Origin of the sequence: Cohnella suwonensis (assembly GCF_042655365.1) — a bacterium.
Lineage (GTDB): Bacteria > Bacillota > Bacilli > Paenibacillales > Paenibacillaceae > Cohnella > Cohnella suwonensis.
In genome coordinates this window covers 24107-39510 of the sequence record NZ_JBHSMH010000008.1, presented here as the reverse complement: position 1 = coordinate 39510, position 15404 = coordinate 24107, and the positions used below count along the sequence as shown (strand labels likewise).

16 protein-coding genes are annotated in these 15404 nt (G+C 53.7%); 15 read left to right on the top strand and 1 reads right to left on the bottom strand.

Annotated elements, in window-relative coordinates; genetic code table 11:
• The first annotated feature begins 78 nt into the window (after positions 1–78).
• From ACFPPD_RS06010 to ACFPPD_RS05945, 14 genes are all read left to right on the top strand, one after another.
• Positions 79–510, top strand: coding sequence for a VOC family protein (locus ACFPPD_RS06010; protein ID WP_209750196.1), 432 nt, complete (start codon positions 79–81; stop codon positions 508–510).
• Between the two features lie 4 nt (positions 511–514).
• Entirely contained in the window at positions 515–1273 is a 759-nt protein-coding gene (locus ACFPPD_RS06005; protein WP_209750197.1) for a sigma factor, read from the top strand.
• 72 nt (positions 1274–1345) lie between these two features.
• Entirely contained in the window at positions 1346–1747 is a 402-nt protein-coding gene (locus ACFPPD_RS06000) for a VOC family protein (protein WP_209750198.1), read from the top strand.
• Between the two features lie 55 nt (positions 1748–1802).
• Positions 1803–2417, top strand: coding sequence for a hypothetical protein (locus tag ACFPPD_RS05995; RefSeq protein WP_209750199.1), 615 nt, complete (start codon positions 1803–1805; stop codon positions 2415–2417).
• 67 nt (positions 2418–2484) lie between these two features.
• Entirely contained in the window at positions 2485–2721 is a 237-nt protein-coding gene (locus ACFPPD_RS05990; protein WP_209750200.1) for a sensor histidine kinase, read from the top strand.
• A gap of 172 nt (positions 2722–2893) precedes the next feature.
• The gene (locus ACFPPD_RS05985; RefSeq protein ID WP_209750201.1) at positions 2894–4186 is read left to right on the top strand and encodes an ABC transporter substrate-binding protein; all 1293 of its coding nucleotides are present in this window, start codon (positions 2894–2896) and stop codon (positions 4184–4186) included.
• 144 nt (positions 4187–4330) lie between these two features.
• Positions 4331–5206: a carbohydrate ABC transporter permease gene (locus tag ACFPPD_RS05980; RefSeq protein ID WP_209750202.1), complete on the top strand. Its 876-nt coding sequence runs from the start codon at positions 4331–4333 to the stop codon at positions 5204–5206.
• The gene (locus tag ACFPPD_RS05975; RefSeq protein ID WP_209750203.1) at positions 5199–6017 is read left to right on the top strand and encodes a carbohydrate ABC transporter permease; all 819 of its coding nucleotides are present in this window, start codon (positions 5199–5201) and stop codon (positions 6015–6017) included. The genes ACFPPD_RS05980 and ACFPPD_RS05975 overlap by 8 nt, the downstream gene beginning before the upstream one ends.
• Positions 6018–6054: 37 nt before the next feature.
• Positions 6055–9162, top strand: coding sequence for a beta-galactosidase, LacZ type (lacZ, locus tag ACFPPD_RS05970; RefSeq protein ID WP_209750204.1), 3108 nt, complete (start codon positions 6055–6057; stop codon positions 9160–9162).
• 277 nt (positions 9163–9439) lie between these two features.
• Entirely contained in the window at positions 9440–10456 is a 1017-nt protein-coding gene (locus ACFPPD_RS05965; protein WP_209750205.1) for a serine hydrolase domain-containing protein, read from the top strand.
• 292 nt (positions 10457–10748) lie between these two features.
• A complete protein-coding gene (locus ACFPPD_RS05960) occupies positions 10749–10883 on the top strand; it encodes a hypothetical protein (protein WP_378081518.1) in 135 nt (44 codons plus the stop codon).
• A gap of 5 nt (positions 10884–10888) precedes the next feature.
• On the top strand, positions 10889–11644 hold the full coding sequence (locus ACFPPD_RS05955) for an RNA polymerase sigma factor (protein WP_209750206.1): 756 nt from the start codon (positions 10889–10891) through the stop codon (positions 11642–11644).
• A 4-nt stretch (positions 11645–11648) separates the two neighbouring features.
• On the top strand, positions 11649–12026 hold the full coding sequence (locus ACFPPD_RS05950; RefSeq protein WP_209750207.1) for a VOC family protein: 378 nt from the start codon (positions 11649–11651) through the stop codon (positions 12024–12026).
• 42 nt (positions 12027–12068) lie between these two features.
• Positions 12069–12983: a DMT family transporter gene (locus ACFPPD_RS05945; protein WP_209750208.1), complete on the top strand. Its 915-nt coding sequence runs from the start codon at positions 12069–12071 to the stop codon at positions 12981–12983.
• Here the strand turns inward: ACFPPD_RS05945 and ACFPPD_RS05940 are convergent.
• Positions 12940–13422, bottom strand: coding sequence for a hypothetical protein (locus ACFPPD_RS05940; protein ID WP_209750209.1), 483 nt, complete (start codon positions 13420–13422; stop codon positions 12940–12942). The two genes, ACFPPD_RS05945 and ACFPPD_RS05940, sit on opposite strands and share 44 nt — an antisense overlap.
• 402 nt (positions 13423–13824) lie before the next feature.
• Here ACFPPD_RS05940 and ACFPPD_RS05935 point away from each other — a divergent pair, with 402 nt between their 5' ends.
• Positions 13825–15315, top strand: coding sequence for a DHA2 family efflux MFS transporter permease subunit (locus ACFPPD_RS05935; RefSeq protein WP_209750210.1), 1491 nt, complete (start codon positions 13825–13827; stop codon positions 15313–15315).
• The last annotated feature ends 89 nt before the right edge of the window (positions 15316–15404 follow it).

Sequence of the window (15404 nt, the reverse complement as noted above, 5' to 3'; positions counted from 1 at the left end):
AAATTTCATATCTCCCGTATCTATTCGCGAATTTCAAACGTTATTAGGATAAAATCAAGTAAAGGAGATGAATCGGCCGTGGACCCAATCATCGCGCAAGTCAGCAACATCTTCATTCCGGTTACGGATCTGAAGAAGTCGGCGGACTGGTATATGAGAATGTTCGGAATGGAAATGATCGAGTTCGAAGACCGTAGAGCGGGACTGGCATTTCCGAACAGAGAAACGTTTATTGTACTATGGAAGGTGGAGAAGCCGCAGCCCGTACATTTCGAAACCGGGGAATTCAAGATGCACTATTACAATTTTACAACGTTCGATCTTAGCCGGTCCTATCGGGAGCTGGCAGCCAGGGGAGCCGTATTAAGCGAGATCGACGAGCATCCGGGGATCCGGTTCTTCGAGACGTACGATCCGGACGGCAACGTGGTCAACATCGTGGAAACGTTTCAGGATTCGCCGTATTACGCGCATAAGATGAAGTATCGGAACGATTCGAAAAAGGACTGAGCGAATGAGGGGCGAAGGTACGGACGACGGGTATGATTCGTTCACGACAATGACGCTGCCGATGCATACAGACCTGAAGCGTTACTGCATGTTCAAGTCGGGATCGGCATGGGATACGGACGATTTGTTCCAGGAGACGCTGGTCAAGGCGTATCGATGGCATATTCGATTTCCGGAGAGGGAAATCACGAAGCCGTTCTTGTTCCGGATCGCGGCTAACGTATGGGTGGACTATTGCCGCAGCCATAAGCTGCAGCCGCAACGGTTGAACGAAGAACAGTTCGGTGCATACGGCGAATGGAACGATTGGGATGTACGGGAGGCGCTGGAGCTATTGTCGGATCGGCTGGAGCCGAAGCAGGTCGTACTTATTTTGCTAATCGACGTCTTCGCCTTCACCGCCAAGGAAGCAGCCGTTCTGTTTCGTCAATCGGAAGGCGCGGTGAAAGCCGCGCTCCACCGGGCGAGGGCGAGGTTGAAGTCGACGGTAGAGCGCAACCCGGAAGCGTGGAATGACGCCGTGCTGACGACCCCGCGTCGCGGACTTCGCATCGAAGTGTTCGAAGCGTTCATAGACGGCTTTCGGCGCGCGGATCCTTATGCGATCGTTCGGTCCTACCGCTCGATGGTTAGCGAAGGCGCCGCGGTAGAGCGAATGAAGCTAAGAGGCAACAGGCTCTATTTTACGATCATGGATCCGGACGGAAATGAACTGACGATTACGGAGACGTTACCCGAAAGGGGTATGATCGAAGGACGATGACGGGATATCCGAGCGGAACCGAAATTCTGGGTGTGCTATAATTTGGAAATCAATCGATCTGGGGGATTTCGCTTGAAAGTTAAATTAGAGGGCATTACCGTATTGGCGAATGACGTGTCCGCATTGGCTCGATTCTATCGCGAAGTCATCGGATTTCCCGTCGTAATCGAAGAGGATCATTACGTCGAATTCGAGAATGCCGGCGTTCGTCTCGCGATATGCTCCAAGCCATTAATGGCCGATAATACGCGCCAGCATCATTCGTTCATCGAGGAACGCAAAGGACAGGCTTTCGAGCTCAACTTCGAATGCGATTCCCCGAAAGCCGTCCACGATCTGTACGAAGAATTCGTCGCGAAGGGAGCTACGCCGATTACCGAGCCGATGACGAAAGAGTGGGGGCATACGACCGGATTTTTCGCCGATCCGGAGGGCAATATTCATTCCATCTTCGCGGTCAATCCAACGGAATAGGTAACCCCCGATCTGTTGTAGAATAGCGAATATCGTTGCTCTGGAGGGATCGCCGATGCGGTTGTATCGAATGAAAGCTAATCCGGAGGGAGCAAGCCGATTGCCGGAATTTCTAGAGGGCAATTACGTGTGCTTCGGAAGACCGGGGATCGGGGAGTTGGACCGGATAAGCAAGGCTGAACTCATCAATAAATTAGCCGCGGAGCATCGTCTAACCGGACAAGAACTGGAACGGCAAACCGTAGAGTATTCCGTGTTCGCCCATAGCATGCAGGATGGCGATTACTTGATCGTTGACGATGGAGAACGCATGCATCTGGGAGATATGGGCGACTATTATTATGTCGATCGCTTCGATAATGCCGAGGATCGCAGCGGCCACAGGCGAGGCGTGACCTGGCTTCGAAGCTTGCGAAGAGAGGATATGCATCCGGATCTGCTCGCTTTTCTGGATCGGGAAGGGGAAATCGGGATGTTCGAGCGTGCCGTGACCCCGGACGAGATGGAGATGCTGTTAACGAAGCCGGCAGCCTTCGCATCGGAATGGATCGATGAAGAGACGATCAGGGAAGCTCTTGGGATATTGAAGGCGGCCATGAGATCGGAAGACGCGGAACGCAGGGAGCGGGCCGCAATCGCCATTCTGCAGGCGGCGCGGATCATCGGCTAGCGATAGGAAGTACGGAGCGATAAGAAGCCCACCTCGGGCATGGGCATCCCGGGGTGGGCTTTTACTTGTGACGCAGTACTCGGTAACGAGAAGCGGCGTCGACAACGGCGACGGCATAAAGACGGACGGCGGAAACGGACTGCCGACGCCTGCCGGCAAGCATCAGCTGTTCAGCGGAATCGGCGTGCGCAATGTGAACGACCGGATCCAACTTCTGTTCGGCGAAGGGTACGGCGTCACGATTTCAAGCGAACGCGTCGAAGGAACGCGGGTGAAAATCCGGATTCCGCTGCTCCGCGCCTAAAAAAATTTCTAATTCTAAAAATTGTCCAAGCCGAATGGGACTGTCGACTTCAACTCATAATAATTACACAATTGGTTGTAAAGATCGTTCTAACGAGGCATCATTTTCCTGGTGCTAATAGGGTACAGGCAGGCGGGGAATCAACTCAGAATACAGAGCGGAGGTCTAGAAAATGAAGAAATTAATGGCATTGCTCGTTGCTTGCGTATTGGTGCTTTCGGCATGCGGAACGAATAACGACAACAACGGAGCTACTGACGGAGCGCCGGCGGCCGTGAACAAGCTTTCCGTATGGGCATGGGATCAGAATTTTAACGTCAAAGCGATTAACCTGGCCAAAGACGCGTTCGCGGCATCCAATCCCGACTTTACGCTTGACGTGGTGGAAAGCGCCCAGAACGACATCGTTCAGAAGCTGAACACGGGACTCGGCTCCGGCACGACCAAAGGGCTTCCGAATATCGTATTGATCGAAGACTACCGCGCGCAAAGCTTCCTGCAAGCTTATCCGGATATGTTCTACGATCTGAGCAGCTCGTTCAAAGCGGAGGATTTTGCCGAATATAAGCTTGGACCGACCAGCGTAGACGGCAAGCATTACGGCATTCCGTTCGATACCGGGGTTGCGGGCTTGTTCGTAAGAACGGACTTGCTGGAGCAAGCGGGCTATAAAATGGCCGATTTGCAGGACATCACATGGGAGCAATATATCGAAATCGGCAAAAAAGTAAAGGAAAAAACGGGTATCGATTGGATCTCCCAAGATCCGAACGATCTTGGGATCATTCGACTGATGATTCAGTCCGCCGGTTCGTGGTATGTGAAAGAAGACGGCAAAACGGCTGATATCGCGAACAATGCGGCGATGAAAGAAGCCTTCGAGGTTTATAAGAAGATGATGGATGCCAATATCGTGAAAATCCATTCCGATTGGAGCCAATTCATCGCCAACTACAACAAAGGCGTCGCCGCTTCCGTTCCGACGGGCAACTGGTTTACGCCATCGATTACGCAGGAAGCCTCGCAATCCGGCAAATGGGCGATCGCGCCGATACCGAAGCTGTCGAAAACGCCTAACTCGGTGCATGCATCGAACCTCGGCGGCAGCTCGTGGTACGTACTGAATGTTCCGGGCAAAGAGAAAGCGGCGGAATTCCTGGGCGCTACGCTTGGTTCCAATACCGATCTGTATCAGAAGCTGATTACGGATGTGGGCGCGATCGGCACTTATAAGCCGGCTGCAGAAGGCGAAGCCTATAAAACAGGTAACGAGTACTTCGGCGGGCAAAAAACCGTATCGGACTTCGCGGCTTGGACGGCGCAAATTCCGAACGTCAACTATGGGCTGCACACGTATGCGATCGAGGATATTCTTATCGTCGAGATGCAGAACTACTTGAACGGCAAAGATCTCGATAAAGTGCTGAAGGATGCGCAAAGCACGGCCGATGCGCAAGTTAAATAAAACAGACCGCATATAGGGACCTTGGAGCATTAATCCTCGTCTGCCGCCGGCCACATGGACGAGCGGCGGGCGGCTTGCTTCAAGGTCATCGTTATGATGGGCGGTTAGGAAGGGGATGCCGGAACCGTGAAGGTAGCGAAAGCGATGAACATTAGAGCAAAGACGAATGCGATTGGCTGGGCATTCATTGCGTTGGCCGTCATTTTGATTTGCGTCTTTTATTTCTACCCGATGATTCAGGCGTTTCTCATGTCTTTTCAGTCGGGGACGGGGAGGAATCTGACCTACGTCGGAGGAGACAATTACGTAAGGCTATTTAAGGACCCCACCTTCATTACCACGTTGAAAAACACGTTCATCTATCTAATCGTGCAAGTTCCGATTATGATCTTGCTTGCCTTGTTTTTCTCGGTGTTGCTGAACGATAATAACTTGAAGCTGAAGGGCTTTTTCCGGACTGCGATTTTCTTGCCGGCGGTCACGTCGCTTGTCGCTTATTCGGTTATCTTCAAATACTTGTTCGGCGCAGACGGATTGATCAATACGATGCTGCTGAAGCTGCATCTCGTCGGTCTGCCGATCGAGTGGATTACCGACCCGTTCTGGGCTAAAATTACGATCATTATCGCCATTACTTGGCGTTGGACCGGATATAATATGATTTTCTACTTGTCTGCGCTGCAGAACATCGACGCTTCCATCTATGAGGCGGCGCGCATCGACGGAGCTTCGTCGTTCCGCCAGTTCAGCCAAATCACCATTCCATTGCTCAAGCCGATTATTTTGTTCACGTCGATTACGTCGACGATCGGCACGCTGCAGTTGTTCGACGAGGTCATGAATATTACGAAAGGCGGTCCGGGCAATGCCACGATGACGCTTTCGCAGTACATCTACAACCTGTCGTTCAAATATACGCCGGATTTCGGCTATGCGGCGACCGTCTCTTACGCCGTCGTCATTCTGATCGTCATCTTCTCATTGCTTCAGTTCAAACTGGCAGGTGATAAAAATGGTTAAACGGACGTTTACCTACGTGTTTTTGAGCATCGCGGCGGTCGTCTCGATTTTTCCGTTCCTTTGGATGATCGTCAGCGCGACGAATAAGTCGGTTGACGTCACGAAGGGAAGGCTGCTGCCCGGATCCTCTTTAGGCGACAATTTCAATAAGGTCATGGATTCGATCGATCTCGTACCCGCGCTGCTCAACTCGGCGAAAGTCTCGATTTCGACGACGCTTCTCGCGATGTTGATCGCATCGCTTGCCGGTTATGGCTTTGAAGTCTTCCGCAGCAAGGCAAAGGATATCGTATTCAACATTTTGCTGCTGTCCATGATGATCCCTTTTGCGGCGCTTATGGTGCCGCTGTACCGGATGTTCGGCAGCATATCGCAGACGTTGCCCGCGATCGGCATCGATACGATGTCGGCCGTCGTTCTTCCGACGGTTACGACGGCGTTTCTGATTTTCTTTTTCCGTCAAAGCACCAAGATGTTTCCGAAGGATATGCTCGAAGCGGGACGAATTGACGGATTGAGCGAACTTGGGGTATTCTTCCGAATATATGTCCCAACGATGAAGACGACGTATGCGGCTGCCGCTATCATTACGTTCATGTCCAGCTGGAACAACTATTTGTGGCCGCTCGTCGTGCTGCAATCGCCGGAGAAGCGAACGGTCCCGCTGCTGATTTCGAACTTAGGCTCCGGCTATTCGCCGGATTACGGCGTAATTATGCTCGTTATTCTGATCGCAACGCTGCCGACCGCAATCGTCTTCTTCCTGATGCAGAAGCATTTTGTCGCAGGGATGACGGGTTCGGTAAAATAATGGGATAGATGGATAGAAGTCGGGGAGGATCCGTAAGATGAAAGCGACAACCGCCAGCTTCGAGTGGCTCAGCGATGAAACGGTGTACAAGGTCAACCGCTTGGATGCGCATTCCGATCACCGCTATTACCGGACGATGGAGGAAGCGGAGCGGAAAGCGCCGATGGCGATGCGCCGCAGCTTGAACGGCAACTGGAAATTCGGCTATGCGGTCAACGCGGCAAGCAGGGTCGCGGACTTCTATCGGGCGGACTTCGACTGCCGCGGATGGGACGACATTCAAGTGCCGGGCCATATTCAATTGCAAGGCTTCGGCGCTCCGCAATACGTGAATACGATGTACCCGTGGGACGGGCTCGACGGCGTAAGACCGCCGGCCATTCCGCAGGAGCATAACCCGGTCGGCAGTTACGTCAAGCACTTCCGTCTGCCGGAATCGATGGAGCGGCGTCCCGTCTATATTTCGTTTCAAGGCGTGGAATCGGCTTTTTACGTCTGGCTGAACGGCGAGTTCGTCGGCTATGCCGAGGACAGCTTTACGCCGTCGGAATTCGAGCTGACGCCATTCCTGAAGGAAGGCGATAATAAGCTGGCGGTCGAGGTGTACCAGCGCAGCACGGGAAGCTGGCTGGAGGATCAAGACTTCTGGCGGTTCTCGGGCATATTCCGCGACGTCTATCTGTACACCGTTCCGGAGCTCCACGTCAGAGACCTGCATGTTCGCGCGGAGCTGGACGACAGCTATACGACGGGCAAGCTGTTGGTCGATTTGGAACTGCTGGAGCAATCGAACGGATATGGCGAGCAGGCCGGCGCGCTGCTTGAGCTGAAGGATGCCGATGATCGGGTCGTCCTTGCGGAGCACGGCCAGTTCAGCGGCGGCAAGCTGTCGTTTGCTGTTGATGCGGGCGAAGTCAAGCCGTGGAGCGCGGAGCGCCCGTATTTGTACAGCGTCATCTTGTCCATCGTGAACGGCGAAGGCGAGCTTGCGGAAGCGATCGTACAGAAAGCGGGCTTCCGGCGGTTCGAGATGATCGATCGATTGATGTGCCTGAACGGCAAGAGGATTGTCTTCAAAGGCGTGAACCGCCATGAGTTTAACTTCCGCCGCGGCCGTTCCGTTACGGAAGAGGACATGCTGTGGGACATCAAGACGATTAAGCAAAACAACATGAACGCCGTCCGCACCTCGCATTATCCGAATCAGACGCTTTGGTACGAGCTTTGCGACGAATACGGCATCTATCTCATCGACGAGATGAATTTGGAATCGCATGGCTCGTGGCAGAAGATGGGGGCGGTCGAGCCTTCCTGGAACGTGCCGGGCGACAAGCCGGAATGGCAGGGAGCCGTCATGGACCGGGCGCAATCGATGCTGGAGCGAGACAAGAACCATCCGTCCGTTCTCATTTGGTCCTGCGGCAATGAATCGTATGCGGGCGAAGTGATCTTGAACGTATCGAACTACTTCCGCGAGAAGGATCCGGGGCGGCTCGTCCATTACGAAGGCGTGTTCCACAACCGCAAATTCGATGCGACGAGCGACATGGAAAGCCGGATGTACGCGAAGCCGGCCGACATTATCGAATATTTGGAGAGCAATCCCGAGAAGCCGTACATCAGCTGCGAGTACATGCATGCGATGGGTAATTCCGTCGGCGGCATGCACAAGTATGCCGAGCTGGAGCGGCGGTATCCGATGTACCAAGGCGGCTTCATCTGGGACTATATCGATCAGGCGCTGGCGAAGAGAGACCGCTACGGCCGCGAGTACATGGCGTACGGCGGAGATTTCGACGACCGGCCGACCGACTATAGCTTCTGCGGCAACGGCATCGTATTCGCGGATCGGCGCGCGACGCCGAAGATGCAGGAAGTCAAATTCTTGTATCAGAACGTGAAGCTGCAGCCGTCGCGCTTAGGCGTGAAGGTCGTGAACGAGAACTTGTTCGAGAGCACGGACGGGCTGCTCTTGTCGGTGCGCTTGTATCGAGGCGGCGATGAAATCTGGGCATGGCAAGGCGCTGCTTCGGTCGAGGCCGGAAGCGAGGCGGTCATTCCGCTGGCGTTGCCGGAGGAAGAGATGCATCGGCCGGGCGATTATGCGATCCATGCCGCTTTCCTGCTGAAGGAAGCGGAACTATGGGCCGAAGCAGGCCATGAGGTAGCGTTCGGCGAGACTTTGTTCGAAGTGGCCGATGCTGCCGTAGCAGCCGGACATGTGCCGGCGGGAGAGGTTCGCGTCGTGGAAGGCGACGTCAACATCGGCGTAGCCGGGGACGGCTTCTCGATCTTGTTCTCGAAGCAAGCCGCTTCGCTCGTATCGGTCCGTTACGGCAACCGCGAGATGATTGCCGCGCCTCCCGCGCCGCTGTTCTGGCGGGCGACGACCGACAATGACAAAGGGACGGCGCTCGGCTATGAGGCGGGCGTATGGGTTGCGGCAAGCTTGGCGCGCAAATGCACGGGCGTCGAGCTGTCGGTGGACGGTGCAAGTACGCGCGCTAATACTTCCGTCGGCAAGAGCGCGACGGTAGCGTTCGATTACGCGTTCAGCATTAGCGCCGATCTACGCGTTCGCGTGGCGTACACGGTGTATGCGGATGGAAGCATCCGGGTTCGGACGGATTATAACGGCGCCGCCGGCTTGCCGAACGTCCCGATCGTGGCGCTGTCGTTCAAGCTGTCGGCCGATTACGAAGACACCGAATGGTACGCGATGGGGCCGGAGGAGAACTACATCGACCGCGCATTCGGCGCGCGTCTCGGCGTGTTCGACCGGAAGGTTCGCGAGCTTCCTTCCTCTTACTTGGTGCCGCAAGAGTCCGGCAATCGTATCGGCGTCCGCCGTTTGAGCCTTACGGACAGCCGCGGCCTGGGACTGCGGCTGACGGCAGCGCCGTCGGCGCCGGTGGAATGCAGCGTCTCGCCGTATACGGCGTTCGAGCTGGAGAATGCCGCTCATCCATGGGAGCTGCCGGATGTTCACTACACCGTCGTTACGGTCGCGGGACGCCAGACGGGCGTCGGCGGCGACGACAGCTGGGGCGCTCCGGTGCATAAGGAATATCGGATTCCGGCGGATGAAGAGCTGAGCTTCGAGTTTACGATTTCCGCGGTCGACCGCTCGGCGGAGCGCGCATAGATTCACTATATGGAAGGTTTGAATGAGGGACGCAGTCGCGTATTCGTGACGGGCGTCCCTATTTGTTTACGGGGAGACAGAGGCGCTGAAGGCGTTTTTGCTTGGGCGGCGCGGGAATAAGGAGCGAGTGATAGTTGAGATTAGAGGAGAGCGGAAGGAGTTTCCTATTCCGCGAAGAATGATATCAATCGACTGATTTCATGTAAATACGCTTACTTCCTCGACATTTATGATTGGAGGATGCAACGAAAAAATGACAAAGCATGGATGTGTTTTTATGAGCAATCATTATCAAAGTCTTAATGAATATGTGCATAAGGTGCAAATGGAAATAGGAGCCACGGCGGCTGCGACCTACATTATTAAAAATAATACCGTTGTGAATGAATGGTACTCAGGCAGGCATGCCGCTACTAAAAATTCGCGAATTGTGGATAGGTACACTCAGTTTAATGTGGGTTCCGTTCGGAAAACTTATCTTGGTCTAGCCGTCAGTTTGTTAATAGAAAAAGGTCTAATCAAAAGTATAGATCATGAAATTGGACATTACCTTAGCGGGTACAAACATTCTGCTGAAGGGGTTACTTTACGTCACTTACTGACCCATACCCACGGGTTAATCGAAAAGGATGGAGAAATCGCAAGAGAATTCAAGCCGGGGGAGAAATGGGCATACAGGAATGCGGGTATTAACATGCTGATGCATTTAGTAACGCATTTGTCGGGGAAAACCTTGAGCGCTTATATGCAAGAACATGTGTTTAGCGTCTATGACATGAATGAAACCGGATGGCGAACGGAGAACAAAGAGCATCTTATTTATAACTACTACGATGATAAGAATACATGGGTAGGGCCTAATCACAGCGATGCAGGCGATCAAAGCAATCTATTTGTCAGCGCAAGAGACATGGCGAAATGGGGTTACATCCACCTTCAAAAAGGTTGTTTGAACGGTAAGCAGTTGCTGCCCGCGGAAGTATTCGAGCGCCTGATCACGTTACAAACGCCGGATACGGTTCCCGCCAACCAACCTAGAAACGGGTTTATTTGGTGGTTGCAAAGCGATACCCTATTGAATCAATTAGGCGAACGATTGCCGGGCTGCTCATATCAAGTACTTGGCATTACGGGATGCGCATGTATCGTTGTACCGAAATACGATGCAGTTATCGTCAGAATGTTTAATCAGTTGAGCAACCCCAACGGTTATGATTATCTGGACGATATCAGAACCTTCGGAAACTTAGCGTATGACCTCTTGACGACTTGTTCGGGCTCTCGCGGTCGGTGAAAAAATAGATGATACGAAAAATTTCTCCCCAATCCCCCCGTATCTCCAATACAATATTTTCCGTTATAGTAGGGTAAAGAAAATATGAAAGCGGAGGATTGGACGATGAGAAAAGTCGCGAGTAAAATAAGCGGCATCTTTATCCCGGTTACGGATATGAAACGTTCGACGGATTGGTACATAAGGATGTTCGACCTTCGATGCGGGAGGGGGCAAAATTCCGTACTACAACTTCGAATCGTTCGATATCGAATACTCGCATGCCGCTCTGATCGAACAAGGAGTCGAAGCGATGCCGATCGTGAATAGCGACGGGGTTCGATTCTTCGATTGCTTCGATCCGGACGGCAATCCGATCGGGATCGTCGAAGAATTGCCAAGCTCGGACGCCTTCTACGCGTATAAGCAGAAGTATAGAAAGGATTGACGGCAATGGCTCGATCGTCGGTCGACGGAGCTTTCGCGGAATTAACGTTGCCGCACGAGCCGGATCTGCGCAGGTACTGCAGGAACTTGGCGGGCTCGGAATGGGACGGGGACGATCTATTCCAAGAGACGATGATCAAGGCGCTCCGCAGGTTCCGAAGATGGCCGGAGCGCGAGCTAAGCAAAGCCTATATGTATCGCATCGCCGCGAACGCATGGTACGACGTTTGCCGAAGGAGCAAAATGGCCTTCCTGCCGGAGTTTCTGGCCGATCAAGGCGACCTGTCTTACGCGGATTGGAGCCGCTGCGACATCCGCGAATCGCTGGAAGCGCTGATGGACGCGCTCGAGCCCAGACAGGCTGCGCTAATCGTGTTGACGGACGTGTTCGGCTTTACTCCGATGGAGACCGCGAGCGCGCTGGGCCAGCCCGTTACGGCGGTTAAAGCCGCGCTGCACCGAGCTCGGAAGCGGCTTAAGAAAGCGGCCGACAGGCAATTCCTCTTGCTGGCGGAGTTAGATGACGAAGCGGATGCGGCTCCGAAATCCAAAGCGGACGCGGAGCTGCTTGAGGCGTTCGTGCAGGCGTTTCGGAGCGCCGACGCGAGATCGATGTTCCGATCATACCGCGAGCTGTCGGACAGCGGCGTGAAGATCGACCGCGTACGGTTCATGCACGGGCGCGCGTGGTTCATCTTCAAAGACCCGGACGGCAATGTGTTGACTGTGACTTCGCCATTAATATACCAATCGGAGGCATAATCTAATGGGCAAAACTACATTTTACGGCGTAGGGATATTCGTTCCGGTCAGCGACTTGGAGCGTTCAACGAAATGGTACGAGGAAATGCTGGGGTTCGAGATTACCCATCGCGACGAACCGAACGCAACCGTCATGATGATGAACGATTACAAAATCATATTCTGCCTAGTGCTTTCGTTCGATATCGAGCATCGGCAATTCCCGAGAAACAATTATCAAGTCACGCAATATTTCAACTTTCATACGGAAGACGTGGACGGTACATATCGCGACTTAAAGGAAAAGGGCGCCGATATCGGAGAGATCGAGAACTTCGACGACGGCATCCGCGGCTTTCCGCTGTACGATCCTGACGGGAACAAATTTGGCGTCGTGCATTGATGGATACCCCCACATTCCACCGACTAGGAGCTTTGTCATCCGATGAACCGACAGAAACGATTGAAGTCCAGCGCGTTGCTCCTGATGACCGCCTGCATCTGGGGGTTCGCCTTCGTCGCCCAGCGGCAGGGGATGGAGCATATCGGGCCGTTTACTTACAACGCGGTCAGATTCGCCCTAGGGGCGTTGTCGTTAATTCCGCTGATACTTTTTCTAGACCGAAAGTCGGCGCAATCGCCGACCGAGAATCGATCCTCGTATAGAATCGCGGCGATTTCCGGGTTTATCGCGGGTCTCGTCTTATTTTGCGGCTCGTCCTTGCAGCAAATCGGACTCCTCTATACGACTGCCGGCAAGGCGGCTTTCATTACGGGGTTGTATATCGTCATCGTGCCTTTCATCGGCCTTTTCTTGAAGCAACGGTTAGGCTTGAACAGCTCGCTCGGGGCGGCGCTGGCGGCGATCGGCCTTTATCTGTTATGCGTTCCGGACGATTTGACGCTGGGCAAGGGAGACGTCTACGAGCTCGTCGGCGCGTTCTTCTGGTCGGCGCATATTCTGGTGATCGACAGGTTATCCCGCAAGACGGACGTGCTTAAGCTGTCGCTGTTCCAGATCGTGACTTGTTCTGTTCTTAGCTTCATCGTGGCGATCGCGGCGGAGAAGATCGACTTCTCGGGCCTCCTGCAAGCGCTCGTTCCGCTTCTATACGGCGGCATATGCTCCGTCGGCATCGCCTATACGCTTCAGGTCGTCGGGCAGAGGGATGCCCAGCCGACGCAGGCGGCCATTATCATGAGCATGGAAACGGTATTCGCGGTCATCGGCGGGTACTGGCTGTTGGACGAGCTGCTCGGAACCCGCGGCGTCGTCGGATGCGCGCTGATGCTGGCGGGCATGATCTTGCCGCAGCTTACGCTGGCGAGAGGCACGCGCCGAAAGCCGAATGAAGGTTGATCGCTGCCAACCGCGCCTTGGAAAGAAATAAGGGACCTCTTTCGGCGACGGCCGAGAGAGGTCCCTTTCTCAAATTGAAGGCAAGCAAGGAGCCATTGTCGTCCAAGGCAACGGCCGCGTTAAAGAAACGGTCGCCTCCGAGCAGAGGACCGAGCAGATCCGAGCTATGTTCGAGCGTTCCCCGACTCCGGAGAATATATTGGGACGTTTCCCCTAGAGTCCGGTTCATCAGACCGAAGAGCTTATTCATCGTGATCGTCAAATTGCGCGTTCCCTCGAAGTTCGAGCGCAGCGTCGAATCCGTTAGCGTTTTTTTCTGCGATTTCAGCGCCGCTCCCGCAAGAATGGCGGGCGAGCCGAGCAAGGATACGGCCAGGAGGCCGAGGATAAGCGCGTTGAGTTTAATCCGGCCGTACGGAAGGCGTAACTTCGTGAACATTCGGTCGCTCCTCGAAAATGTTTCGTCAGAATACAACAATGTTCGTCATCGTTCCGCTATATTCCTGCCACGGTCACTCGTCCCGTCATCACTCTCTATGCCGATGCTCCCGAATTGGAGGACAAGCATTGTAACATAATATCCGAATACGCCGTAGGCTTCCGAAACGGTGAACGGCATGGAAGCGCGACCAAAAGCGCGATCTTTGCACGACAATTCAGATCTCTTTGTAGATTATTTTTCCGACAGACGACAGATCCGGACAAATCGTAAACTAATATACACTTTGCGGAAAGCTGTTGCTTGTGATATCGCTAAGAGGTGATTATAGTTATTAACATTCAATAGCATATGCGACAAACTGTTAATTAGTTTCGCAATGAATAGAAAGGATTGAGGAGAATGAGCACGAATTCGGCTTTTGACAGCAGTTCGATTAAGAAAGGCCCGCTGTTGTTCGTTATGATTCTTGGGGCGTTCCTCGCCGTATTGAATCAAACCATCATGAGCGTCGCGACGCCGGAGCTGATGATCGACTTTGATATTGCGGCGTCTACGGCCCAATGGCTGACGACCGGTTATATGTTGGTGAACGGGGTTCTGATTCCGATTACCGCGTATCTAATGCAGCGCTTTACGACCCGCGAGCTATTCCAGACTTCCATGATTATTTTTCTCGTCGGAACCGTCGTGTCGGCATTGGCGAACGGCTTCGAATTATTGCTCGTCGGTCGACTGATACAAGCGGCCGGAGCCGGTATTATCATGCCGCTCTTGATGACCGTCGTCTTGACGATTTTCCCTCCCGACAAACGGGGAGCGGCGATGGGCATGGTCGGTTTCGCCATTATTTTCGCTCCGGCCATCGGACCTACGCTCGCGGGATACGTCATGGAGCATTTCTCCTGGCGCACGATGTTTTACGGCATGATTCCTTTTGTCATTATCGTGATCGCGGTGGCTTTCTTGTATTTGAAAAACGTCTCCGAACGCAGCTATCCGAAGATCGATATGTGGAGCGTCATTCTGTCGACGATCGGATTCGGCGCGATCCTGTACGGCTTCAGCAGCGCCGGAAGCAAAGGCTGGTCCAGCGCGGAAGTGCTCGTGTCCATTGCCGCAGGCGTCGTCTCCCTGATTCTGTTCTCCTGGCGGCAGCTGGTCTCGGATAGCCCGCTTCTGGATCTACGGGCGTTCAAATACAATATGTTCTCCTTGACGACCGTCATTAATATCGTGGTGACGATGGTCATGTACGCGGATATGATGCTTCTGCCGCTGTACTTGCAGAACGCCCGCGGATATACCGCGATCGAGTCCGGACTTTTAATGCTCCCCGGCGCTCTTCTCATGGGCGTCATGATGCCGATCACCGGAAGACTGTTCGACCGCTTCGGCGCGAAATGGTTGTCCATTATCGGTTTGATCATCACGATCGCAACGACGATCGGCTTCGTGAATCTGACCGATTCCACGAGTTACACGTATTTGGTTCTCATGTCCACGGGACGGCGCTTCGGCATGGCGATGTTCCTGATGCCGATCACGACGGCGGGACTGAATCAACTGCCCGCAAGATTGAACGCGCACGGCACGGCCATCTCCAATACGATCAAGCAAGTAGCCGGGGGAATCGGTACCGCTCTTCTCGTCACGGTAATGACGACGAGCACGAAGAACCATCTCACGGACATGATGACCGCCGGCGGTTCCTTGACGCAGCAGCAAATGATCACGGAGGCGACGATTCAAGGGATCAACGACGCGTACATGGTCATCATCGGAATCGGGGTCGTCGGTCTGTTGCTTTCGTTCTTCATTAAGCGCACGGGGCAAGCCGTGGAGGAAGAGCAAGAGATCAAATTGGACTTGAAGAAAGTCAGCAAAGCCTAACCGCATAGAGAAGGGCCGGAATCCTCCATTTTGGAGAGAATTCCGGCCTTTTCTTGTTGTACTGTAAGAAGCGGCGAGTCTAGCAGATC